The sequence below is a fragment of the Psychrobacter cibarius genome (genome assembly GCF_016107535.1).
GTDB lineage: Bacteria > Pseudomonadota > Gammaproteobacteria > Pseudomonadales > Moraxellaceae > Psychrobacter > Psychrobacter cibarius.
The window spans coordinates 1-25,573 of sequence record NZ_JABASQ010000003.1; the positions used below are offsets into that span (position 1 = coordinate 1).

21 protein-coding genes and 1 tRNA gene are annotated in these 25,573 nt (G+C 43.3%); 11 read left to right on the forward strand and 11 right to left on the reverse strand.

All coding sequences use genetic code 11. The annotated features are described in order from the left end of the window. Positions 1–178: 178 nt before the first annotated feature. Positions 179–1,051, reverse strand: coding sequence for a WG repeat-containing protein (locus JFC08_RS03305; protein ID WP_198329707.1), 873 nt, complete (start codon positions 1,049–1,051; stop codon positions 179–181). Between the two features lie 128 nt (positions 1,052–1,179). Next, positions 1,180–3,372, reverse strand: a complete 2,193-nt coding sequence (locus tag JFC08_RS03310; RefSeq protein WP_198329708.1) for an ATP-dependent helicase — start codon at positions 3,370–3,372, stop codon at positions 1,180–1,182. A gap of 373 nt (positions 3,373–3,745) precedes the next feature. Between JFC08_RS03310 and ychF the strand changes: the two genes are divergently transcribed. From ychF to JFC08_RS03330, 4 genes are all read left to right on the forward strand, one after another. Next, a complete protein-coding gene (gene ychF / locus JFC08_RS03315) occupies positions 3,746–4,837 on the forward strand; it encodes a redox-regulated ATPase YchF (protein ID WP_193009364.1) in 1,092 nt (363 codons plus the stop codon). A 185-nt stretch (positions 4,838–5,022) separates the two neighbouring features. Continuing rightward, on the forward strand, positions 5,023–5,523 hold the full coding sequence (locus JFC08_RS03320) for a hypothetical protein (protein ID WP_087815014.1): 501 nt from the start codon (positions 5,023–5,025) through the stop codon (positions 5,521–5,523). Between the two features lie 62 nt (positions 5,524–5,585). Continuing rightward, complete coding sequence (locus JFC08_RS03325) at positions 5,586–6,992, forward strand: deoxyguanosinetriphosphate triphosphohydrolase (protein ID WP_198329709.1); 1,407 nt, start codon at positions 5,586–5,588, stop codon at positions 6,990–6,992. A 104-nt stretch (positions 6,993–7,096) separates the two neighbouring features. After that, positions 7,097–7,777 (forward strand): TetR family transcriptional regulator, encoded by a 681-nt coding sequence (locus tag JFC08_RS03330; protein WP_045446867.1) that lies wholly within the window; start codon positions 7,097–7,099, stop codon positions 7,775–7,777. Positions 7,778–7,834: 57 nt separating this feature from the next. Here the strand turns inward: JFC08_RS03330 and gspK are convergent, their stop codons facing one another. From gspK to tsaA, 8 genes are all read right to left on the reverse strand, one after another. After that, positions 7,835–8,893: a type II secretion system minor pseudopilin GspK gene (gene gspK, locus JFC08_RS03335; protein WP_198329710.1), complete on the reverse strand. Its 1,059-nt coding sequence runs from the start codon at positions 8,891–8,893 to the stop codon at positions 7,835–7,837. Between the two features lie 39 nt (positions 8,894–8,932). After that, entirely contained in the window at positions 8,933–9,787 is an 855-nt protein-coding gene (gspJ, locus tag JFC08_RS03340) for a type II secretion system minor pseudopilin GspJ (protein WP_198329711.1), read from the reverse strand. After that, positions 9,784–10,278 (reverse strand): type II secretion system minor pseudopilin GspI, encoded by a 495-nt coding sequence (gene gspI / locus JFC08_RS03345; RefSeq protein ID WP_198329712.1) that lies wholly within the window; start codon positions 10,276–10,278, stop codon positions 9,784–9,786. Before gspI ends, gspJ begins: the two co-directional genes overlap by 4 nt. A 3-nt stretch (positions 10,279–10,281) precedes the next feature. Continuing rightward, entirely contained in the window at positions 10,282–11,109 is an 828-nt protein-coding gene (locus tag JFC08_RS03350; RefSeq protein WP_227675913.1) for a prepilin-type N-terminal cleavage/methylation domain-containing protein, read from the reverse strand. Positions 11,110–11,284: 175 nt separating this feature from the next. Continuing rightward, positions 11,285–11,968, reverse strand: coding sequence for a TetR/AcrR family transcriptional regulator (locus tag JFC08_RS03355; protein WP_045446854.1), 684 nt, complete (start codon positions 11,966–11,968; stop codon positions 11,285–11,287). A gap of 233 nt (positions 11,969–12,201) precedes the next feature. Next, entirely contained in the window at positions 12,202–12,990 is a 789-nt protein-coding gene (locus JFC08_RS03360; protein WP_198329713.1) for a TatD family hydrolase, read from the reverse strand. Between the two features lie 148 nt (positions 12,991–13,138). After that, positions 13,139–14,926, reverse strand: a complete 1,788-nt coding sequence (tfpB, locus tag JFC08_RS03365; protein ID WP_198329714.1) for a type IV pilus assembly ATPase TfpB — start codon at positions 14,924–14,926, stop codon at positions 13,139–13,141. 72 nt (positions 14,927–14,998) lie between these two features. Then, entirely contained in the window at positions 14,999–15,889 is an 891-nt protein-coding gene (gene tsaA, locus JFC08_RS03370; RefSeq protein ID WP_413786804.1) for a tRNA (N6-threonylcarbamoyladenosine(37)-N6)-methyltransferase TrmO, read from the reverse strand. A 509-nt stretch (positions 15,890–16,398) separates the two neighbouring features. Between tsaA and JFC08_RS03375 the strand changes: the two genes are divergently transcribed. Beyond that, the gene (locus JFC08_RS03375) at positions 16,399–17,172 is read left to right on the forward strand and encodes a ferredoxin--NADP reductase (RefSeq protein ID WP_055124273.1); all 774 of its coding nucleotides are present in this window, start codon (positions 16,399–16,401) and stop codon (positions 17,170–17,172) included. Between the two features lie 143 nt (positions 17,173–17,315). Beyond that, a tRNA-Leu gene (locus tag JFC08_RS03380) sits at positions 17,316–17,401 on the forward strand. A 65-nt stretch (positions 17,402–17,466) separates the two neighbouring features. Here JFC08_RS03380 and JFC08_RS03385 read toward each other — a convergent pair. Continuing rightward, positions 17,467–17,712, reverse strand: coding sequence for a hypothetical protein (locus JFC08_RS03385; RefSeq protein ID WP_193836968.1), 246 nt, complete (start codon positions 17,710–17,712; stop codon positions 17,467–17,469). A gap of 508 nt (positions 17,713–18,220) precedes the next feature. On the opposite strand from JFC08_RS03385, the gene dinB reads away from it, so the two are divergent. The 5 genes from dinB to JFC08_RS03410 all read left to right on the forward strand — a co-directional run bounded on the left by dinB (position 18,221) and on the right by JFC08_RS03410 (position 25,502). Continuing rightward, positions 18,221–19,306 (forward strand): DNA polymerase IV, encoded by a 1,086-nt coding sequence (dinB, locus tag JFC08_RS03390; protein WP_193836969.1) that lies wholly within the window; start codon positions 18,221–18,223, stop codon positions 19,304–19,306. Positions 19,307–19,472: 166 nt separating this feature from the next. Beyond that, the gene (queA, locus tag JFC08_RS03395; RefSeq protein WP_198329716.1) at positions 19,473–20,693 is read left to right on the forward strand and encodes a tRNA preQ1(34) S-adenosylmethionine ribosyltransferase-isomerase QueA; all 1,221 of its coding nucleotides are present in this window, start codon (positions 19,473–19,475) and stop codon (positions 20,691–20,693) included. Positions 20,694–20,804: 111 nt separating this feature from the next. Next, positions 20,805–22,559 (forward strand): type IV pilus assembly protein FimV, encoded by a 1,755-nt coding sequence (locus JFC08_RS03400; protein ID WP_198329717.1) that lies wholly within the window; start codon positions 20,805–20,807, stop codon positions 22,557–22,559. A 51-nt stretch (positions 22,560–22,610) separates the two neighbouring features. Beyond that, on the forward strand, positions 22,611–24,239 hold the full coding sequence (locus JFC08_RS03405) for a FimV/HubP family polar landmark protein (protein WP_198329718.1): 1,629 nt from the start codon (positions 22,611–22,613) through the stop codon (positions 24,237–24,239). A gap of 177 nt (positions 24,240–24,416) precedes the next feature. Continuing rightward, entirely contained in the window at positions 24,417–25,502 is a 1,086-nt protein-coding gene (locus JFC08_RS03410) for an asparaginase (protein WP_198329822.1), read from the forward strand. The last annotated feature ends 71 nt before the right edge of the window (positions 25,503–25,573 follow it).

Consider the following 25,573-nt stretch of genomic DNA (forward strand, 5'->3'; position numbering starts at 1 on the left):
TATTCGCCAGTGTTGTTAATTTCGAGCTTGGTTTATGACTTTTGCAAGAGGTCTACTATATTTGAATTTAAATAATTCCGATACGAGGAAGCCGAGTGCAAGCTATACATTAGTATGGTTATCGAGGCTGACGATGTAGCTGATTTATATGAACTTGACTATACTTAAACTTAAAGAATCACCATTCACTACAAGCCACTATTTTACCTAGCTTGTTAATGCAGACAGACGTACCATCACTTTTCTCTTCTATCTGCGCTGTACCATTATTAAAATTGAAATACATTGCACCAAAAGAAGTAACGCTCATCCTCTGTACTTTATCGTCCGAGAACTTGAAAGGAATGACAGTTCTATTGGCACCATCTATGAAGCCCCAACGATTACCTTTACGCACGCCAGCGAGCTGCTCACTAAAAGGTCTTATTTCATCATAAATGAAAGGGACAGCAACAGCTCCCGTCTTGGTAACAAACCCCCATTTATCATCTTTAATTACACCGAGCAGACCTTCATGAAAACCATAGTGTCCACCCAAATGACCATCCAGACCGTCGTATTGCGGGGCAACAACTTCTTTACCGTTAGTGTCTATAAGACCCCATAACTCCGTATTAAAGTCATAAACAGGAGCCCTGTCATTGCTAAAAAAATCCATCATGGCGTAGTTATTTTCAAAACTGAGAATAACTTTATTGTTAGTATCGATGACACCATATGCACCATCTTTTACAACGACAATTTTACCTTGATAAACAGGGTTTGCCCAAACCTCATTATATTTATTATTAGGATCTATTAAGTTGTCGTAAATAGTAGGTACGACCAGTTTACCTTGTTCGTTGATATAGCCGACTTGATCGTTTTTTAAAACAGGAAAAAATCCATCGCTGTACAACCACGCCTCAACTTTATCAAAATCTTTGAGACTAGCTGTTACTTTACCTTTTATATTGAGTAACGCTTGTGGACGATAATCGTCATCATAAGCAACAAATAGATGCTTATTATCAGTACATTGAATATTTCTATAGTGACTCGTCGGCGGCATACAGTCCTCAACAGCTAAAGCAGGAAAACTACTTATTGAAGCAATAATTGGGACTAATAAAGCTTTAACTATTTGCTTATACAGAACCTAATACCTCGAAATATTATTACTGTGAATTCGATAAAACACTACCACCACACTGGATCATCACTCTCTTCTCTCACTTGTTTAGAAGTTTCTACCGTCACCTCATCAGCAGACAGCTCTGCGATGAAGCGTGATGGTTTGTCAAAATACCCTGAATAACTGGCAAAGTAATCAGGCGCCGTTAGATACAGCCTGCTCTTAGCGCGACTACAAGCAACATAGAATAATTTCCGTTCCTCTTCTAGCTCCTCAAAGTCATCCAAAGAGCGATAGTGCGGCGTGATACCATCGACCAATGAGTTAACAAACACCACTGGCCACTCCAGCCCTTTGGCACTGTGAATGGTCGAAATCGTCACTTTATCTGTGTCATTATCCTCTGGTTTATCCATGGCTGCGACCGAATCATTAGGCGGATCGAGTGCCAAATTTTCTAAGAAGTTATCAAGGCTACTGTGTTCTATTGCCAAATTTTTGAGCACACGAAAGTCCTCGTTGCGCTCTCGCCAATTTTCTTCAATCGTTTTTAGGATAGGAATATAAAACGCTAAAACACACTCAATGACCGTCTCGACGGATTCAGCTTGATTTGCTTTAGTGAGCGTATTGTATAAAGGTTCAAGCTGTGTACTTTTTTTAGCAAACTTCGCCGTAAGTAATGGCTCAAAGGAGTTGTTATCGGCATTAATCGCTTGGGTCAAACGCGTCGCGGTGACTGTTCCCACGCCTTGGAATAAGGTTAAAATACGATGCCATGCAATCGTATCATTCGGGTTATAGAGGACTTTAACAAAGGCCAAAACGTCTTTGATATGTCGCCTTTCAATGAACTTGATACCGCCCACCACAATGAATGGAATATGACGCTCCATAAACTCTAATTGGACATAGTTAGACTGAAACGAGGTGCGGCACAGTACTGCAAAACCATCGTAATCATGATCCGACTTTAGCTCGATGATTTTATCGGCGATATATTTGGCTTCTTTTGTCTCATTGCTTAGGCGTCTAAACACTGGCTTATGCCCACTTATCGATGCGCCAGAGTACAATTTTTTTTGATAGCCTAGCGTGATTTGCGCTGACAGAGCATTGATATAATCCAAAACAGCAGGCGTACTGCGATAGTTTTGTTCGAGCTTAATCAGCTTGGCATCGGGATAGGTCTCACCGAATAACAGAATGTTTTCGTAATTGGCACCGCGAAAAGCATAAATACTTTGATTGTCATCACCAACCACCATCAGCGATACCGACTCAGATGCACCAATCAAATCTATCAGCTGCTTTTGCGGAATATTGGTATCTTGATATTCATCAACCATGATGTAGCGATATTGGTTTTGTAGCATTTGGCGAAAGGTATCATTCGTCTTTAAATGGCGCACGACCTGACTGATAATATCGTCAAAATCGTAGAGATGATTGGCACGCTTATACTCATGAAAATCGACTGCCAATTGCTCAATAATCGGAATATGTACGGCGATATCAGGATAACTGCTTTCGATTAAATCACGGATATGAATACGTCTATTCCGAGAGCTAGAAATGATATTTTGCAGTGTCTTTTTGCGCGGGAATGCTTGGCTCTTATTTTGCGCGGGATACTTTTTTTCTTTGTGAATTAAGTCGATGGCATCTTCGCTATCGCCCGTGTCTAAAATCGTAAATCGTGGATTTATACCGAGTAGCCCTGAATATTGGCGCAATAGCATATTGCAGAATGAGTGAAAAGTACCACTGGTGATATCGTTGAGCCGTTTATCAGTTGGCAGCTTATCCTTTACCAAGTCTTCATCAGACTGTTTATCAAATAAGGTATTCGCAAGTAAGGTTTTGGCGCGACCTTTGATTTCATTCGCTGCTTTACGCGTAAAAGTCAGTAGCAAGATGCTTTTGGGCGTGACCCCACTCTCTAATAAATAACTGGTACGGTACGTGAGCGTTTTAGTCTTGCCAGAGCCTGCACCAGCAATGACTAGCACCTTGCCGTCGATAGTTGTGGCTGCTAATAACTGGTCAGGATTTAGTTCACGGGCATAGTCTACTTTTAATCCTAATTCACTATTCAGCCTGTCACTTAACAGCTCAATATTTGCAGCATTATTAGCATCGATTAAATTTGCCTCTAGCTTTTTAATTGCCTGCTCAAGTCGTGCCAGCTTGGACTTAATTTCGATGAAGTTCTGTGGATAGTTATAGCTGTGCGTGTCAAAAATCGTGGTAGTCATTATAGGGTTTTGCCTTTCATTTTATTTTAGCGGCCTTTATCGATACGGCGCATTTATCATTTATACCTAGGGCATGTCATCAATTAGCACATTAATACAGTTAGCGTTAATAATGAGGTCTGCTCGTACAGTGTAACGAGTCGTAGGCGCTTACCTGTTATACGCCGACAAGCCAAACTATCGTTTTATAGCACAGCTTACCATAATCGATAAAACAGCAAAATTGCCAGTCATGACCGAACGCAAAATCTCAGTATACAACACAACAACCTCACCCCTATTCAGGTAAATTTGCTACAATGTGCCCAATTTTGATTTATCATTTAACCAATCTTTATACCAACTGATTTTATTATTATATTGAGAGAATGTTATGGGTTTTAATTGCGGCATCGTCGGCCTACCAAACGTGGGTAAATCCACCTTGTTTAATGCGTTGACCAAAGCGGGTATCGCCGCTGAAAACTTTCCATTTTGCACCAAAGATCCCAACACGGGTATCGTACCAGTACCTGACCCACGCCTAAAGAAATTGGCTGATATCGTTAAGCCTGAGCGTGTATTACCAACGACGATGGAGTTTGTGGATATCGCAGGTCTAGTCGCTGGTGCTTCAAAAGGCGAAGGCATGGGCAACCAGTTCCTAGCCAACATTCGTGAGACTGATGCGATTGCGCACGTCGTACGCTGTTTTGATGATGACAACGTCGTCCACGTTGATGGTCGCGTCAGCCCGATTGATGATATCGAAACCATTAATACTGAATTGGCATTGGCAGATTTAGAGGCCGTTGAGCGTGCCATTCACAACCAAACCAAGAAGGCTAAAGGTGGCGACAAAGACGCGCAAGCATTACTTGATATCTTCAAAAAAGTTGAGCCATTATTAGCAGAAGGTCAGGCAGCACGCGCCGCCAATCTGGATGCAGATGAGAAAAAACTCATCAGAAGCTATGGTTTAATCACCCTAAAACCAACCATGTATATCGCTAACGTCAGTGAAGATGGCTTTGAAAATAACCCTTACCTTGATGCGGTACGCAACTATGCGACTGGCGAAGATTCTATCGTTATCGCTCTATGCAACCAAATCGAATCTGAAATCGCTCAGCTTGATGAAGACGACAAAAAAGACTTCCTAGCTGAGATGGATATGGAAGAAGCTGGTCTTGATCAAGTCATTCGCGGTGGTTATGACTTGCTAGATATGCAGACTTACTTTACTGCTGGTGTTAAAGAAGTGCGCGCTTGGACGGTTGCAGTTGGCGCAACGGCTCCGCAAGCTGCTGGCGTGATTCATACCGATTTTGAGCGCGGCTTCATTCGTGCCGAAGTCATTGCGTATGATGATTTTATCGAATACAACGGTGAAAAAGGCGCAGCTGCCGCTGGCAAATCACGCTTAGAAGGCAAAACCTATATCGTACAAGATGGCGATATCATGCACTTTAGATTTAACGTGTAACGTTAAGCGGTACATCCTGACTGATAGTTAATAAGCCGATGTTGGAAATTCTCCATCATCGGCTTTATTTTATCTTAACATTGTTATATTATAACATATCTTTATTTTACTATTTGAGGACTTATACTGTGACTGACTATTTCTCTTTTTCTAGATTTGCCAGTGTTGCGCTTGTAGGAAGTATCATGACAGGCTCTCTATTGGGCTGTCAGCCTAATACAGAAAGTGATACGGTAGTATCTGAAGAAGTAACGCCCGTAGACGATCACGCTGAACATGCTCATGAAGAGCACGATGCTATGGAAAAAGGTCATGAAGGACACAATCATGAAAGTCATAGCCACGAAGAAAGCGCGCACGCAGGCCACGATCATGCAGAACATGCCAGCAACAGCACACCATTCTCTTGTGAGCCTACTGCTACTATCGGCGTGTCCTACCATGATGATGCTCCATTGCAGACAGTGCACCTACTCATCGATGGTATCGAATACGATTTGACCGCTACTTCTGATAGCGACGCCAGTACTGAAAAAACCATCTATACTAGTGATATCGGATTAGATAATACCCATGGCATTATATGGCAAGTAAATGGTGACAAGGCAACGTTGCGAAATAAAACATTGGGCAGCAATGTAGCTATCGAAGAGGAAGAGGTGCTTTTTAACTGCCAGAAATCTTAGTAGCTGTACCAAGGGCGCTATTTTGCTATGCTAGAGGCTCCCTTGGTTTCGGATGTTTCAATATGCTAACTACTCCAACCTCTTTGCCGTCTCCTACCACACAATGGTCTCATCTCCTCAACTCGCAGCGTCTTGGTGCTGCCAAAAAGTTTAACACCAATACGAGTACTCGCTCTCAGTTTCACAAAGACTACGACAGACTGGTATTTTCTCACTCCTTTCGGCAGTTGAATCAAAAAACCCAAGTCCATCCATTAACCAATCAGCTCGGTATCCATACACGTCTGACTCATTCGCTTGAGGTCTCCTCTATTGGACGCTCTCTAGCAATGATGGCAGCAGAAAAGCTCCATGATAAATTGGCCAGCGGTCTACCAGCAGGCGTATCGCCAGCCGATGTCGGTGTCATTGTACAAGCAGCGTGCCTCGCTCACGATATTGGCAACCCGCCTTTTGGTCATGCGGGAGAGTATGCCATTCGAGATTGGTTTAGGCAGCCTGACCCTCAAGCGATATTACAAAAGTTAAGTAGCAACGAGCGCTTGGACTTGCTGGCCTACGAAGGTAATGCACAAGGGTTTCGACTGTTGGCGCGTAATGAGCACCATCCCGATAAAGGTGGTATGCGTCTCACTTGTGCGACCTTAGGCGCTTTTATGAAGTATCCGTGGCTTGCCTCTCACAGCAACGATGACAATGATAAATACCATCAAAATGTACAAAAATTTGGCTGTTTTTATAGCGAGTCAGCACAATTAGAAGAGTTGGCAGCCTGTTTGCATTTACCGCGCTCAACACAGCACGATGGTTTTGCACGTCATCCGCTGGCTTATTTACTAGAAGCGGCAGATGATATTTGCTATGCCTTGATCGATTTAGAAGATGGTATCAATCTCAATATGCTGACCTATAGTGAGGTTGCCGCCATATTTTATGAGCTGATTGGTAAGCGCCCTAACAGTATCAATCTGCCCGTACACATGTCTGTCAGGCAGAGCTTAGCGTCATTGCGAGCCCGTGCGATGATGCGCTTGGTCAATACCGTGACCGATGCTTTTGTCGCCAACAGTGATGCATTGCTGGCTGGTACACTACAAGGCAGTTTATTTACCCATTGTGATGCAAATGTGCAAAATGGCATCTTGCAGGCCAAGCAATTGGCACGCGAAAAAATATTCAATCACCCAAGTAAAGTACGTATGGAATTGATGGCCAATCAATGCTTGCACCGATTATTAGACGCCTTTATACCACTGGCTTGGGCAAACGCAAAAGCTACCCCCACCTCCTTTGAGCAGCAGCGCCTACTAATGTTGTTACAGCCACATCTGGATGAGCATCGGCGGGTATTATCAGATAATGTCTATCATAATATCTTAAATATATTGGACTTTATCACTGGGATGAATGATCATGAGGCGTATCGATTGGCACAAGAGTTACAAGGCCATTGGGGTACAATGGTTTAAAAGACCCGTGCAGGTCTAGTAAATTAACACAAGTTGCGTATTTCAGTCGTATTTTTACGCTGAAATGAGTATGATAAACCCTTATTGGACAATTTTGAAATATTATGAGCAGTCGCGAACAAAAGAAACTTCAAACTCGGCACGCCTTTTTTAATGCCGTGCTTGATTTATGTATGACAGGGCAGTCTTTTAGCTCTATCAGCCTCCGGCAAGTAACGCGTGAGGTTGGCGTGGTGCCGACCGCATTTTATCGGCATTTCGATGACATGGAATCGCTTGGTCGAGCATTGGTGGTAGAAGAGCTAGGCGGTACGCTGGCGATCCTAAGCGATAGCTTGCAAATTGGGCGTAAACGTAGCTTTGATCGCCAAATTGCTAAGAGCATTCAGCTGTTCTTGTATATGGTTAGTGATCAGCCTTATTACTGGCAATTTTTAGTCAGTGAGCGCTACGGTGGCTCAGAAGCTGTACGCAAAGCTATTAATGAACTTGTCAAAAAACATGCTCAAAGCTTGGCTGATGATTTAGCGCTACAGCCTGCTTTTACTCATATCAATGCCTATGACCGTCGCCTACTGGCTGAAGCTGGGGTAAATATGTTCTTTTCTTGGATTATCGATTGGTTGGAGCTGACTTATACTGAAGACCATGATGATGAAATCGATCTGAACGAGATTGAAGAAAATAAACAGCTGATGCTCCATAATTGCACTCGCCAAGCACAGATGTTGTTTTATGGTGCTTATAACTGGAAATCTACGGAAGAGACGCACTTAGGAGATTAGGTGGCGTCAGATATACTACCTCGGCACTGATTGAGACTCTTTTTAGGTGACTCAACGTTAGAAACTGGGTCTAAATGCCCATAAACGCTGTGTCACCACTTTAATTTCTTTGGCTTTTTTATTATTGCCATTCTCATTATTATTGTTAGGCGTGCTGTTATTCGCATTACTCCCTACTGCCGCGCCAGTATCAGTCGCAATTTTACTAATCAATACGGTTGCAAACCGTTGTCTTTGTTGACCAAGACTTGCACTATCCGTTGCGGTAATAAGCGCCATAAAGGCTTGGCTATCGACTGCGAGCAGTGGTTTTAATGCCTTTCGCTGATCATCATTTAAGCTGCTCAACATCGGCAATTTCCACACATCATCGATAGAGGCTAACGCCTGCTTTGCCCGCATATCGACCAATCCCTGCATCTGTTGGCTGGTTGCGCCATCTATCAGTGCAGCCAGCAAAACTGGACTGGCCGTATTGACATTAATAGGCACATAATATGGAACCGCCGTAATATAAGGACGTAGTGCCGCTAATACTTCAGCATTTACCCCTCGAATCTCTTGCAATTGATCGACACTGACCAATGCTTGATTGGGCAAAGTCTTACTCGCTGAGCCACTTGATTGCTGAGAATAAACCACACTCTCATCACCACCATCTTGATAAACGTCGCTATCCGTATCTTGATAATCAAGAACAGCAATAGCAATATCAGGTTCCAGATTTAATTGTGTCAACAGTCTTTGAAATATGGCTAAGGCGGCACTATCAACCGCGCCATTCTGATATAAGTTATTAATATTAAAACGACTGGCTTCATCGCGCAATTCGATACTGATGCTATGATTGGCTAAAGAATAAGGCGGCAATGGCTGCGCCCAAATGTCTTGCTCGCTATCTGTGTCATTCAGCTTATCGTCAGCACGAATCATCGTGATGGCTAATTGCTGACCAGCATTGATATCTTGTGACAGCTGATTTTGATCAAACAATAAGCCGCTGCGCCTAATAGCAATCTTTTGACTGGCAAGCATCGCTCCCGCTACCACGGTAATACTGACCACCAATAGTAAGATAGTGAGCAGCGCTACTCCGCGCTGAGAGTGCGCTATCATTGACTTAAGCCGCCTTTATTATTGACCCAGTGGTACATTTTAAATATTACTTCCTGCATTGTTATTTACATTGCTATTCGGGTCGTCATTATTAGTCTTATCACTACTATCGTTATTGCTACCATTGCCATTATTAGCAGCATTGTTATTGCTTTTGTTGGTATTGTTAATTGGCATTGGTTGAGGAGCAAGCGCCCACTGCCAAGTGATGGGCATATCCTGATAAGTAAAATTGACAGCAATGCCTTTGGGCAATAAAACCACTGCTGGCTTGGCGCTTACAGCATTGGTCGTCTGCCCAGAGGTTTGATTTGTACTGCTATTGCCGTTATTACTGCTGTCTTTATTGGGAAATTTGGTGCTCAGTTCAGGTAAATATGCTTGCCAACGCCCTGCGGTGACGCCTTCGAGTAATACACTGTCTAGGCTGATGCTATCGCGCCCACCATCGATGCTGGTATATTGACGGCGAATTAAACGCTCATCGGCAAAAATGTATTCGATATGTTGGACACTCATGCTACTTTGATAACGTGGATCAGGGTCGGCAAAACGAACAAAGCTGACATGCTCACCATCCAAGCTCACAAAAGGCTCAGGCACTGTTTCATTGGCTTGGGCGCTATTGTTTGTGCTATCACTGGCGTTTGTACTGTTATTTGTCACACTGATATTTTGAGTATTTGGTATTTGATAAGGGATAATTTGACCCATGTCTTGCTGTAGCTGCAAATAGGCATATTGCAAAACAGCTAAGTTATCAGCATGAAATTGTGCACGTTCGCGAGCGCGGTTGACGCTATCAAACACTTGCCAGCCAGCCACCGCCAGCATCGCAAATATTGCCATGGCAACCATCAATTCAAGTAGCGTAAATCCACGCTGCGACTTCACGGATTGCCTCCAGACTGCCCTGCAATATCAGCACCCAAACTGCTTAAGTCCAAACTGCCAACGTCTTGCTCCACATTGCTCAATATTACGTTGATATCAGTCACGGCGGTACGCGTCTGTCCATCTATAATGGGTGCGACAGCGATATTCACCTCTTTTAAAGCGGGCGTAATGGCATCACTAACCGTCATCACTACTTGCCAATCACGCCCTTGAGCATGGATTGTTTGTGTGCGATTGGCCGTCAGCCATGTCTCTTGGATACGCAAATCAGCGGCCGCATTCTGTGCGACAAAATGTGCCAATGTACGTGTGCGTAAGACATCCACTGAGCTGAGATAAGCACTACTGGCACGGCTAGCAGCCACAGCAACAACTGCTAAAATCGCTAACGCCACCATTACCTCAATCAGAGTAAAGCCGCTTTCATGCTTTGATAGCATTGGCTTTTTGTTTATATCAGCAGATATAATGCCATCCTTATCTATCATCAGCTACAGTCCTTGTCCGATCGTCATACTACCATCAGGCATAATGGTAATGACCTCGCCCACCAGACGCGAATTATGCAGCACCTCAATGGTGACAGGCGTTGCTTGCCCTGTACCAAACCATAATATCTGTGGGACTGCTTGATCGGCAAACCAAGGCTGCAATGTTTGCCCCTGTTCAGGCATTGATAGATTGCCAGCCTCCAAGCTTTGCACCCTTAAACTAACCCCAGCAGGTAACTCTGGCAAACTGACTTCTGGCTCAATCTCCCAGCTAGGCACTGGCTGTTGCTTTCCCATCGCCCCCGACCTACTTGTCAGGTCAGCAGACAATTCCATCGAATTTTTAGGCGTGCTGTCCATGCTATTTGACGGGGTATCATTGGTCTGATAGGCAATATAAGGATTTGATAAAGTCACAATCACAGGAGCTACTTGACCTTGTTTATCTGCTTGTAAACTTAAACCCATCGGCTGCATACGCTCAGCAGACAACAACCGTACATAGCTCAGTGAATCCGTTAAATGCTCATAAAACGCACGGTTTTTACGCGATTCACTACTGCCCACCGACAAGCTCATCATGCCGGCAAAGATAGATAGAATAACGACCACCACTACAATTTCGACAAGGGTGAAACCCTGTTGTGCCTGAGCAAGGCTTGAGGATTTATAAGGGGAAACGTAAGCGTTGTGTACTGGAAAGGATTTATGCTGATAAACCAGAGGTAAGAGATATCTATCCGTGTTTTTATACTGCAAATATTGATGACTTAAGTGTGAATAGCAAGTGACCGCTGAGCTGGACGGAATCTTGGCAGTGACCGGCATATTGCACCTATAAACCTATGAGTAGGTTGTGGCATGAAGAATAAAACTATAATTGGGCGCTAAAGCTGGTAAGCATATATCTATTTTTAGCATGGATGCACCGTGCTGCGATAATGAATATAGCAACACGAATTTAAAAAACTTGCGTTAAAAGACCATAAGTTGAATAAAGATATTAATAACTGGTATTACGGTGCTCTTCTGACTCAGTATCGATTTGCTCGACCAACTCCTGCATATCTTCATCCATCACCTCATCGTCAGCCGCAGGATAATGGCTCGGCAACTCAAGCATTTGCTGAACGAAGGCATAACGTAGGGTATCACGGCGACCCAAATACCGCTGGTAAAAGCTTGAATTTAATAGTCCAGCACCGCCCTGACCCATCGCCCAAATCGAGGACAAATAGTCGCGCGTGCTCAAACTACTGTGCTGCTCTTGTAAATACGCGCTGATAATGTCAATCAAGCGTTTCATACGCTGACGGCGAATATCATATAGCTCACCAAACAAGCGATTGAGACCCGTCACTGATGCCGCCAAACGCTCTTCGATTTGATTGAGCAACATGGCTTTTTGTGGGTTAAACAACTGCTGAAAGATCATACGAGCAACGCCTGCTGATGGACAATCATCAATACGATTAATCTCGAACAGTTGTTCTTCATAGCGGATAATAATACGCAAATAGAGTTCATCTTTACTGGAGAAATGCTTATACAGTGTACCTTTAGCCAGATCCAGCTGGTCTGCCAAACTGTCTAAAGTAATATCACCATCGCCCGACTCAAGTAGCAATTGCTCTGCCATCGCTAAGATATTCTCTTCTCGTGCCTTGAACTGATGCTGACGACTCATAATCTCTCCTAAAACCTGACAAGATTAAGCATATGACCATCGTGTGGATGAATGCATCGGCGACAAGCGTATAACGTCATACAAAGTCTGCTCGAAAACCACCAAAGGAAATATGCTTATGTTTGCTAAATAGTCATTGATAATCATAGGCTTACGCTCCACATCATAAGTACAAATAACGTAAAGCAACAGGACTGTATCATAAATGACTGAGTGGTCATAGCATAACCATTTTAGTGATACTGTGCCAGTAAATTCTCAAAGTTTTTTGCAGTTAATACCCCAACATCATCGCTACTACAGCCATACATCTCTGCCAGACAACTGGCGACATACGGTACGTAGGCAGGCTCATTCGGTCTACCACGCTTGGGCACCGGTGCTAGATAAGGACTGTCAGTTTCGATAAGCAGTCTGTCTCTAGGCATGTTTTTTGCTGCATCTTGAATCATTTGAGCATTTTTAAAACTAACAATGCCCGAAAATGAGATATAAAACCCTAAGTCAAGTGCACGCTTGGCCGTCTCCCAATCTTCGGTAAAACAATGAATAATACCGTGTTCAGCGCCTTCTGATTTTAGGATATCAATCGTATCTTCTTTGGCATCACGCATATGAATGACGAGTGGTTTCTTCAGGCTTTGACTGGCATGAATATGGCGAGCAAGACTGGCTTGCTGCTCTTTTTTGTTTTCCGTTGACCAGTAATAATCTAATCCTGTCTCCCCAATCGCCCATACATGGTCAGCATCAGCCGTTTCGATCAAACGCTCAACTGTCGCTGATTGCAAGACACTAATATCTTCACAAGGATGAATACCGACGCTCATGCCAAGATTTAGCGCCTCATCACCGTAGGTGCTGACAATATGAGCAATCTCATCATATTCAGCAAAATCACACATAATTGCCATTGCCCGAGTGACATTAGCAGTTTTCATCGCGTCAATCGCGCCAGATAATTGACCATCATACTTGGTTAAATCTAAGCGATTAAGATGGCAATGGCTATCAGTAAACATAAATAATCTCGTTATTAAAAAATAAATAAAATTTGTTAGAACAATAACTTACAACATAAAATTAGTAGTCGTAAGAGCATTAATTGCTCTGATAAGTGCGCTTTTCAAGTCATGATTAGCAAACTTATTTTTAGTACAAAGGCAGCTTTTAATGAAGCGGCACCACTCGCATTACTTCTTCTATGGTCGTCAGCCCTTCACTAATACGCTTTGCACCCGATAAGCGCAATGGCTGCACACCTTCGCGGTACGCTTGCTGCTTAAGCACATCTAAATTGGCATCGGCGGCGACCAGTTTTTTTAGCTCATTTGACAACGGCATGATCTCGTACAGACCAACGCGACCTTGATAGCCCGTATGGCGACAATGCTCACAGCCTTGCGCCGTATAAATTTGCGCTGGAGCGGGCGCACGCCAAGGCTGAACCAGTTCCTGCCACTGAACAGCAATTTCACTGTCTGGGACTACGTCTAGGGCTTTTTTGCAATGCGGACATAACGTGCGTAGCAAACGCTGCGCCATGACGCCTAATATCGTCGCTGAGGTTAAAAACGGCTGAATGCCCAAATCATGCAAGCGAGTAAGTGAGCTTGGTGCATCATTGGTATGCAACGTCGAGAGTACCAAATGTCCAGTGAGTGATGCTTGTACTGCCATATTGGCGGTTTCGGCATCGCGAATCTCACCAACCATAATGATATCTGGGTCTTGGCGCATCAAAGAGCGAATACCATCGGCAAAGTGCAAATCAACCCCTGGATTGACCTGCATTTGGTTGAAAGCAGGCTCAATCATCTCGATGGGATCTTCAATCGTACAGACGTTAACTTGCTCGGTGGCGAGCTGCTTAAGCGTACTGTACAACGTCGTAGTCTTACCTGAACCAGTCGGACCCGTAACCAAGATAATGCCATTTGGATGCGCGGTCAGCTCATGCCAAGTATCGAGCTGCTTACCTGACAAACCAAGCTGAGCAAACGAGCGCACCAGCACTTCAGGATCAAATACCCGCATCACCAGCTTTTCGCCAAAGGCAGTCGGCATCGTCGATAGGCGCAGCTCAGTTTCCAGACCCTTTGGCGTACGGGTTTTCAACCTGCCATCTTGTGGTTTGCGTTTTTCTGCCACATTCAGTCGTCCTAATATTTTAATCCGCGCCGTCACCGCGACAATGATTGCCAAAGGCATCTCATAGACGGTATGCAACACGCCATCAATACGAAAACGGACTTTACCCGTCTCACGGCGAGGCTCTAAATGGATATCACTGGCTCGCTGCTCAAAAGCATATTGCAACAACCAATCGACAACTCTGACAATATGTTGATCGTTGGCATCGGGGTTGGTATTGTCGCCCAGTTGCAGTAATGCCTCAACATTGGTGACATCAGCCGCCGCCCGCTTATGTACACTATTTGCTCCTGCAATCGCTTGGGTGACTTGGTAAAACTCTTGACGGTAGCGATTGATTTGCTCAGGATTGATATAAACCGTACGATAGCTTTTAGACTTGATTAATTTTTCGATACTTGTCTGCCACTCAGTACAAAACGGCTGGTCTGTACCGATGACGACTTCATCATTCGTCACTTCAATGGGCAAAATATGCTGTGAGCGGGCATATTCAAAGGACATCAGTTGGGTCACGGCTGGGACATCGACTTTTAATGGATCAATACGGACAAGTGCCATGCCTGCTTTGGCAGCCAACCATTGATTCAACCATACCAAAGTCAATTTATGCTCAACATTTTTATCCAGTGCATGACCGTTTGGCAGACCAAATTCACTGATGGTCAGGAGTGGATGCTGCGCTTTATCACGGCGGCTCGTCATCACTAAATTGTAACCACGCTGATCAATCACCTTATCTGCCAATAGTTCATCTAAGCACCAACGTAAATCAATCACGATTGAGTATTTCTGAGCAGACATATTTTTTTCTTCTTTTATTATTGAGGAGTGATTTATGGATAATTCATGCGGCAGTAATGGCGTCACTGGACATTATAAGCTCACTTTGACAACAGCCATTATCTGCAATTGCCCTGATTCTATCAACTGGAAGCTCACATCGACAGACTTATAACGCATGACAAACGGCGTATTTATCTCCGCGCGACGATAAGCTGGACGCGGGTCTTGTGCAATTAACGCTTTAATAGTCTCGATATCGGAAATAAGCAATTGCTCTTGCATTTGTTGAATAAGCGTCGCTACACTATTATTTTTTGCATGAATAGCTTTCTTATTATTTTTATTCTCAGTCTCAGTCCCATTGTCATTGTCATTGTCATTTTTATCGCATCGTCCAGCATCAACCAACGTCATAAATTGCTCGTAAGCAGACTCCGTGATAATTATCTCTAATAAATCTGGCGCAGTTGGCGCAAACCCGCTTTTTGCATTGCTGAGCGCATCGCTATAAGCGACATAGGGCTTAATATCGATAATCGGCGTACCATCTATCATATCTGCACCGCTAATAATAAGTAACACGCGCCCTTCTACAACCTCGATACTTTCAAGCTTGACGACAGATAACCCAAGCGCTGAAGGTCGATACATACTGCGACTGGCAAACACCCCTATTTTTTGATTGCCACCGAGCCTTGGTGGGCGGACTTGCGCACGAAAGCCAGTGCCGCTTTTGCCAATGTGAGTGTCTTTATTGGTATAGTTATGATGAAACTGCCAACTGATCCAGATATGGCTGAACGCGTCTAAACCGGCAAATGCTGCTGGCGAGTCATAAGGCGCTATCATCTCAATGATACTGGTGAGCGCAACCAAATTCGGCTGGCGTGGCGCACCAAATTTCTGTGACAACGGGGCACGATGGTAGCCAATCATTGGCGCATGGTGGTAACCCGCCAAAGAGATATTATCATCGGACATCATGTTTCTCCAAAAAACCGTTCAATAGTAAGCATCTGCTTTTATGAGAGCGTTTAGCGCATATTATCCAGTGATACAAAATTACTCACTAACGATATTCCATTTTATCATGCCGCATCGTCGCTGCCAGACGGATTTTTATTTTAAATTTTGGTATTATGAGCCATAAATTCGATGAGAGCCTTTATTTTTCAACCCTTATAAGCCATCTACAGCAACAGCCATTGCCGTGGTTTTACAGGAGACAGATTAAATCATATCTACCCTTAGACTTTATCAGTCCCTCTCCTGATTTTAAATGCTTAATAAGGTGTTAGAATATCGCCCCATGACGTTGGTTAAAACATCGGCTATGCTACTTACTTTGCGTGACAGAGGTTTTAAACGATTAGCTGTTCCAATAGTGATTGAAAATTTACTACTCTTCTATACCTTTTTTCATTGAAAATTTTAATTTAACACTCATTTAAACTTAATAAAACCGATAGCAACTTATTAACGAGGACTTTATGTCAAAACTTCGCACCGAAACGGTCACAGAGGTTCATCACTGGAATGACGCTTTATTTAGCATCAAGACAACTCGCGACGATGGCCTGCGCTTTCGTAATGGCGAATTTGCGATGATCGGAATCGTTGTCGATGGCAGACCGCTATTGCGCGCTTATTCGATTGCTAGCCCGAACTACGAAGATCACTTGGAATTCTTTTCTATCAAGGTTCAAGATGGCCCATTAACCTCGCGCTTGCAGCATATCAAAGTCGGTGACGAGCTGTTGGTCAGCAAAAAACCAACGGGCACTTTGGTACTAGATGATTTACTGCCTGGCAAAAACCTTTATATGCTCTCTACAGGCACTGGACTGGCGCCATTTTTATCGTTGGCACGTGATCCTGAAGTCTATGAACGCTTTGAAAAAATCATCTTGGTACATGGTGTGCGCCATATCGATGATTTGGCGTATCGTGATATGTTTGAAAACGAATTACCTAACGACGAGATCTTTGGTGAATGGTACCGTGAAAAATTCATCTACTACCCAACAGTGACTCGTGAGGATTTCAAAAATCAAGGTCGCGTGACTGACTTAATGACCTCAGGAAAACTCTTTGAAGACATTGGCTTACCACCGATGAATAAAGAAGACGACCGTGTCATGATCTGCGGTAGCATGCCATTTAATGCTGAAGTTTCAGCGATTTTGGACGATTTTGGTTTGACCGTTTCACCACGTATGGGTGTCCAAGCAGATTACGCCGTTGAACGTGCTTTTGTAGGCTAAACCATTTTTTTTGATTTAATTGAAAATTATATCAAATAATTCTTGACGGATAAAAATAGGCTGCTATAATATGCAGCCTATACAGAGTTAACCCTGTAGCCCAATTCGATAATCTCTATCTAATAGACCTTATCTTCTAACATGCCAGTGTGATGGAATTGGTAGACATGACGGATTCAAAATCCGTTGCCTAATAAGCGTGTCGGTTCGAGTCCGACCACTGGTACCAATATTAATAACAAATCAGCCTCCTCATTAGGAGGTTTTTTTGTGCCGGTAATATTATTGCTATACTTACTTCTCTATTTCAGATTGCAGCACCGCAATTATCTTAATGGGCACGGCAAACTCCCACGGCATGCCAGCATTGCAATAAAAATGTCCGTCACGAAATGACACGATATAAGCCGTAAAATCATTACCACAATGATCCATCATTGCTTGCTCATCACTATCATCACAAACCGCACACCATACTTTTTTATCGCCGCGTGCTAGCATCGCCCTTGTTAAATTGCTCCCTTTTAGTTCATTATTCATCATCAGCTCCTTAGTCATTCTAAACTCTCTAACATCAAGCTCTTAAAGAGTTAATTTTACCAAAACTCCATTTTCGATCTTGGCATGAGCGATAAGCAATGTCTTTTTTAAATGGTCATAGAGGCGCACAAGGCATTACTTATTGTTTTACAGTCATCCATTAGCGCGGATACTATATTGTAAAACACCAGAATCAAAACTGTAACATCTAAATATGAGATTTATGACAAACGGTGAGGTGGATACGACAGATGGTGCAAGAGTACAAATGAGTTTGATTTACAGTAGACCTAGATCATTCAAGAGCAAAAATATGTTTGCTAAATACGATTTTTTTGAATTAACATCACTGTTTATCATTAACTAACTCTATGATATATAAGATTTATGACATATAAAATTATTCATATATCATTGCTAGCATCCTGCTAACCTAGCAAAGCTGTCTATCGATAAATCCAAATTTTGATACTCAATCAAAGCGCTTGAATCAGGTAAAATAGTGAGTATGACAACTTCTATAAATGCTAGCCCTCGTAAAATCATTCATATAGACATGGATGCTTTTTATGCCAGTGTGGAGCAGCGTGACTTTCCTGAACTGCGCGGTAAGCCATTGGTGGTTGGTGGCGATCCAAGTGGTCGCGGTGTGGTCGCGGCAGCCAGCTATGAGGTACGTAAATTTGGTGTACGCTCTGCCATGTCTTGTTATGAGGCGCGTAAACGTTGCCCAGAAGTCATTTTTGTAAGGCCACGTTTTGAGGTTTATCGCGCAGTTAGTAGCGATATTCGTCAGATTATGTACCGCTTAACGCCACACGTTGAACCATTGTCTTTAGATGAGGCGTATCTCGATGTTACAGGGCTCCAAGTCCATAAAGGCTCAGCGACCTTGATGGCGAACTGGCTAAGGGCACAAATACTAGCGCATACTGGATTAACGGCCTCAGCAGGTGTGTCGTTTAACAAGATGCTGGCTAAAATTGCTTCTGATATCAATAAGCCCAATGGTACGGCCATTATCACGCCGGCGGACGCTGATGTTTTTATCAGTACGCTACCTATCGAGCGCTTTCATGGTATTGGTAAAGCCACTGCCAAGCGCTTACATGCAATGGGTATAAGTACTGGCGCGGATCTCAAGCGAATGCAAGCGGCTGTATTGGTGCAAGAGTTCGGCAAGCGTGGGCAGTTTTATCACGATATTGCCCATGGGCGTGATGAGCGTGCTGTCAAATCTGAGCGCGCGCATAAATCTGTGGGTTCTGAGACCACATTCAAAGACAATCTAAGTAATAACCATGAATTACGTATACAAATTTACGAACAAAATGCTGATGCCTTTCATCAACTGCAACAAAAACAGCTGGTCGCCTATACCATTACTCTAAAAGTTAAATACGCAGACTTCACTCAAATCACCCGCTCACACACGCTATCGACTGCCTTTAACAGTGCTGATTCTGCCCATTATTGGTTGGACAAACTGTTTTTAGACATTCCTCGTGAGCTACCTATCCGCTTAGTCGGTGTTACTTTCTCTTCATTAGCACCTGCCGCCCAATTGTTGCCGCAGTTAAATTTGTTTGAATAACATACTGACGCTCATCGCTTTTATTAATTATTTATTCTAACAATTAATGCTTAGGCTATTTAATATACAAACCCTTTTGTGCGCATAAGTCCTTACTAAACTGCCCTTTCATGACATGGTTTCTGCTACAATTACGCCAAAATTTACATTCATTTAAAGATTAATTATGAACGATTTTCACACTATAGACTCTACTACTGCCGCCTCAATTGATGCCGAAAAAAACAACAATGATTTGAATTATTTGAGCGTTGATGATTATGATTATGAGCTGCCAGACAGCCTGATTGCACGCTATCCTCTCTCACAGCGTTCTGCCTCAAAACTTTTGTATTTGCCCGCCAATAATCAAAAAGACTCTACGCTTGTAGAAGATCGCTTATTCACTGAGTTACCTGAGTTATTAAATGAAGGTGATTTGATTGTATTTAATGATACAAAAGTGATGAAAGCACGCCTCTTCGGACAAAAGGATACTGGCGGTAAGCTTGAAGTATTGATTGAACGTTTGGTTGATATCTCAGATTTAGAGACAGCGACTTTATATGTAGAGGCTGAAAAATCTGTAGAAGCTGCAAATGACAAACCCGTGAATCAAGAACATATTGCACTTTGCCATGTTAAAGCCAGTAAAGCGCTCAAACTTGGACAACACTTGCAGCTTGCTGACGGTCATATGAAGGCGGTGATGATTGGTCGTCAAGACAACTTATTTATTTTAGCGTTTGATGCGCCGATCTTGCCGCATTTAGAGCTTTATGGCGAACTACCTATTCCCCCCTACTTTGAACGCCATGCGGATGAGACAGACAATACTCGTTATCAAACGGTTTTTCATGATCCAACCAAGCTTGCGAGTGTGGCTGCACCGACTGCAAGCTTACACTTTGATGAATCGGTACTGAGCAAACTTGCGGCAAAAGGTATTCGTACGGCTTTTGTGACTTTACACGTTGGCGCTGGTACATTTGCGCCAGTAAAAACGGACAACCTGCTCAATCACACCATGCATAGTGAGTATGCACATTTACCACAAGCAACCGCTGAGCTCATCAATCAAACCCATGCGAATGGTAAACAAGTCATCGCTATTGGCACCACGGTCACACGCGTGCTCGAAACGGCGTATCAAAAAACAGCCGTTAACGGGCAGCCTCTCTCCAGCTGGTCTGGTGATACCGATATATTCATTTACCCAGGGTTTAAGTTTGGTGTAATAGATCGACTGTTGACCAATTTCCATTTACCCAAATCAACGTTGTTAATGCTGGTGTCGGCATTTTCGGATAAAGATGCCATTGAGCATGCTTATCAACATGCGATTAAAGAACACTATCGCTTCTTTAGTTATGGTGATGCAATGCTGCTCGATAGAAAGCGAGATTAAACAATACTCAAACATTTTTTGTATTGTCCACAACAGTTGTGAAATAAACTGGTAAACTAAATGGTATTTTGTTATAACAGCACAGATAACTTATATCTTAAAGGTCTGCACATGTCTTGTCATTTATCTCATCGGTTGACTACGGTACATCGCGCGGTCTCGATGGCACTACTTTGTTCCGTAGGCTATGCGGCTCTCGTATCGAGTGCACAAGCTGCAACGATTGGTAAGACTGTTGTCACCTCTGCCCAACATGAGCCGCTAGCTGCGAGCATTGTGGTCAGTGATATTCGAGCCGCTGACTTTTCAGCAAGTTTGGCAAACTCTACTATTTATCAGCAAATGGGCTTGGCCCAAACTGATTCGATGACCGTACGTTTTAAACCTACCTCAGCGACCAGCGGTGAAGTATTTATTACTACTTCACAACCTGTATCCACACCTTTTGCTGATGTGGTTTTAAACATAAATGATAAGGGTCAACGCAACGTCATTCCCAAGACATTGTTGATGCCGCTCAATAGCCGTCTGCCCATTGACACGCCTAAAAATATCGTTACTGGCGCAAAAAAACCGAATCTACCCAGTGTGTCCTCTAATACGGCTAAACCGTTGACCGTTAGAGAAGGTGCACCGCCGCCATTAACATTATCGCCCATGCTAGCGACTACTCACTCGTCAACGAGCGAGTTGGTGGCGTCTAAATTGCCAGCACCTAATATCCAAGCACCTACAACGACTCCTACCTCGCAAGGCAACAATCTTGCTTATGCGCCTAGCCGGCTAGATAATGGTCGTTTAAACAACGTTAACAATACTCTTAACGCTAACGACAATGATCGTAATCCAACCAGTCGATTAGACAATGGTCGCTTGAGTGCAAATGGCAACGTTACCACAATAGGTAACAGCAATATCAACCTCAATTCTGCTAAGAATGTAGCGAATGATACAGCCCTAGTCAATAACAAGACCATGCCAATAGATAATAGTCTATCAGCGACAGCTGTCACTGATAAACAGCTCGATATTTTGAATATCCAAGTCACTCGCCAGATACAGCCGAGTAGCAAATCAGAAGCTGGCATGATGGCCGCTTCTCCTATTATGCCAACGCCGAGTGAAAACAAAGCGAGTACACCAAATGCCAGTCTTGATACCAGCAATACAGCTGTCGCCACTGTCCCATCTAGTGTCACCAACAACGCCTCTATCAGTACGGCAGCCAGCACTACTACTGCGTCCCAATATCAAGTACAGCGCAACGACAGTCTATGGGTTATTGCACAGCAAATTGCGCAAGAAAATGACTTAGACATTCAAACAGTAATGAAGCAGATTCAGACACAAAACCCTGATGCCTTTATTAATAAAGACGCGGGTCAACTCAAAGCGGATGCCAAGCTTAGCTTACCCAGTTACGATGTTGTACCATCACAACAAAAACTAGAAGCGGCTATTAAAGCGCAAAGACAATATAGCCGCAGAGCAAACTCACCTGTGGTAAAAAAGGCTGCAAAAGCACCCTCTAAAAAACCGTCTGAAACAAATCAAGTCGCTAAACAGCGTAAAAAACCCATGATTACTAAAACACAAACGCTGCCAAAAGCACAATTTTCAGTGCTCGCACCTGGTCGTAATGGCAACGCAGATGGCACCCAAGCAACATCAGCAGCGGCAACAGGTAATGGTCTCAGCACAGATATATTAGCTACGCTCAAGGCCTCAAGACAAAGTACGGCAGCTCAAGCTCAGCAACTGTCAAAAACCAGCAATGCACTTGATAGCTATACAAGAAAAATTCAATTACAAAACCAAAAACTGGCTGAGCTCCAAGCTCGTCTCAAAAAACTACGCAATCAATAATTGCCTAACTGATCAACGCAGTGTGCTGTGATCATAGGCGTGGGAGTAACTATGGACAATATGCTATATATCATCGCCGGATTGGTACTTATTCTAATAGTAGCCGGTTTACTATTGTACAAAAAGAAAGCGCAAAAGCCCTCAGCGCAGCCGGGAATGAGTACCACTACGCCAGCTCCGATGCCAAAAACGGATCACAAAACTCCTGCCCAAAGCCACAAAGATGATGACAATAAATTTGATCATATTACGATTGCCCAGCGCTTCATGGATCAGCAGCGTTATGACAAAGCCATTGAAACCCTCAGTCGCGGCCTAAGCGAAAAACCGAATGATGGTCAATTGTCTGTTAAATTACTCAGTATATACGCGACTATTAATCAGCCAGAGAACTTTAACAAAGTTTATGATGCCATCAAGACGCAAAGCGAACCAAAAAGTCTTGCGCTAGCTGATGAGTTAAAAACTTTATTTTCAGAAGAGCAGAATCAAGTCGCAGCAAAAGAGGCACCCGTAGAAGATAATAGCCATTTTGAAAGCATAGATTTTGACTTACCGATTAATCAAATCGATAGTAAGAACGCGCTATCTGATCAGCCAGTAACCTCTGAAGACAACCGTAGTACGCTGATAGATGACAGCATGTCTAATTCGGCAGTAACAAACACATCTTATGAGTCCAGTCTTACTAGCGACAATGTAGAAGATAACTTTGATCTTACGCTGAGTGATTTAGAGAGTAATATTAGCGCATCTGAGGCGACTGATACGGCGCCAGTCACTTCATCATTAGAGATGACAGATGATGAAAGCCTGAACACTGCCAATATCGACAGAACTGATAATGATGTCGCGGTGTCCGCAGAAGATAATGATCTTAGTGATCTTAGTGATTTTGACTTCAGCTTTGATTCATCTGAAGAAACTGATGCGCAGGCAACGGATTCTGTCATTCCAGACCGCCCTGATAGTATCAACGATGAAATGACGCTAGAAGATGACGCGTTCATTTTAGACTTTGATGATCTAGCAACTGATGTCGATAAAGGTGTTGACGAAACTGCTGAAGCATTGTCTATCAACACTGTCCAGAATGACGAAGAAAATGATTTCACTTTGTCTTTAGACAGTCTCGATGCGCCAAACAACATAGAAACATTAACAGAAAGCGAAGCGCCTGTACTTGAAGAGAATAGTGATACTGATAACTTCATTATTGAAGAAGATCGTTTCGAAACTGAGAGCTTTGAGACTGAAAGCTTTGAAAATATTAATCTCGAAGCACAAGCGCTTGATAATAATGATTCAGAATATACTCTTGCTGAAGAATCTAGTGTAACACCGACAGCCCCGTTGCTATTCGATGATAACTCTTTATTAGACAATGAATTCGATACTCACTCTTCAACAGCACTCAGCCCAGTTGCTCCAATTGAGGACGAGTCTACCCTTACCGCCGAAGATGCTGCTGAAACAGCAGAAGACTTTTCCTCGCGCTTTGCAGCCGACTTTGACTTTGTCAAATCATTAGATAGCACCCAAGTTACGCTAGATTTGGCAGGCCAATATTTACAATTGGGTGAATACGACAGTGCCAAACGCTTATTGAATGAGGTATTAATTCAGGGCACTAGTGAGCAACAGAACCAAGCAAAAGTATTACTAGATCGTACTGCGTAAAAGCCCCATCGTTCTTTGGTCAGCAAGTATTCTATAACACTAAGAATACTTGCTGATTTTTTTTGCATTTAACCTTTATACTATTTATTATTACTGAGCGCTATTAGCATCCAACCTTAAACTCTCTTTTTTATCACATACTTCTTTATTACGGCTCATACTATGCCATTTTCTGCTATGACAAATACATTATCCAATCCTGTCAAAATCATTTATGCTGGCGGTACTTTTGGTAGCTATGGACGACCCTTAGCACCGTTATCAGCAGAAGCATTCTTACCGACTTTACAAAAGCTATTGACTGACCAAGATAACGCTAACCACTTGCCTCAAATCTCATGGCTGGATAACACCTTAATTAAAGACAGTAGCCAACTTACCCCTAACGACTTTGTACATTTTTATCAGCTTTTGCTAGCAGCCTATGCACAAGGCGACAGGCGTTTTGTGCTCATCACTGGTACAGATACTTTGAGTTATTTGGGTGCGTTTTTAGCAGAAGCGTTTGCTGGCAGTGATATTTGTATAGTCGTCACTGGTAGTATGCGCCCACTGTTAGACAGCGAGGTGATACATTCCTATGATATCGATGACCATAGCGACGCATGGGATAACCTCAGCGATTCACTAAAACTGGCTGCTGCTGGTGAGTCGGGTGTGAAGATTGCTTTTGGCGGTGAGTCTTGGCCTGCGCAAACGGTACAAAAAATTCATAGCCATGATTTGATGGCATTTGCGGGTCACTCCAGAGCCTCCTATCCTGCCAATAGTTATATCAAAAAATTACCGGATACCCGTCGCCAGCATTGGCTCGATGATCAGCAAGCAATGATTAACCATATCGAATCTCGAGCTGAGCAAGCACGCATTCATGCTTTATATTGCTTGCCAAACGACACTGAGGTAATGACTAGCCAGCTACAGGCGTTATTATCACAGCCGCCATGTGGCATTATTCTATTAGGATTTGGCGCAGGTAATGTTCCTTATTCACAAGCGCTAGCAGAGGCACTAGAGCTTGCTTATAAAAATGGCCACATGGTGATATGCGCTAGCCAGTCTCCATTTGGCGGTGTCAGTGACAGCTATGCGGCTGGTAGTTGGCAATATGAGTATCATGTGATTGCTGGCGGACGCTTAACGATTCCTGCTATCTATGCACGATTATTATGGCTATTGCTGCGTTATGACAATCCCACTCGGCGCAGACAGCGTTGGTTGAACAATGTCAATCAGGCGGGCACCACTATTAAGAAACGTTAGACTATCGTTAAATATATTTACTTTATAAGCGCCAATACGAAAATATTCAATACCAATCATGTCCGAGATTA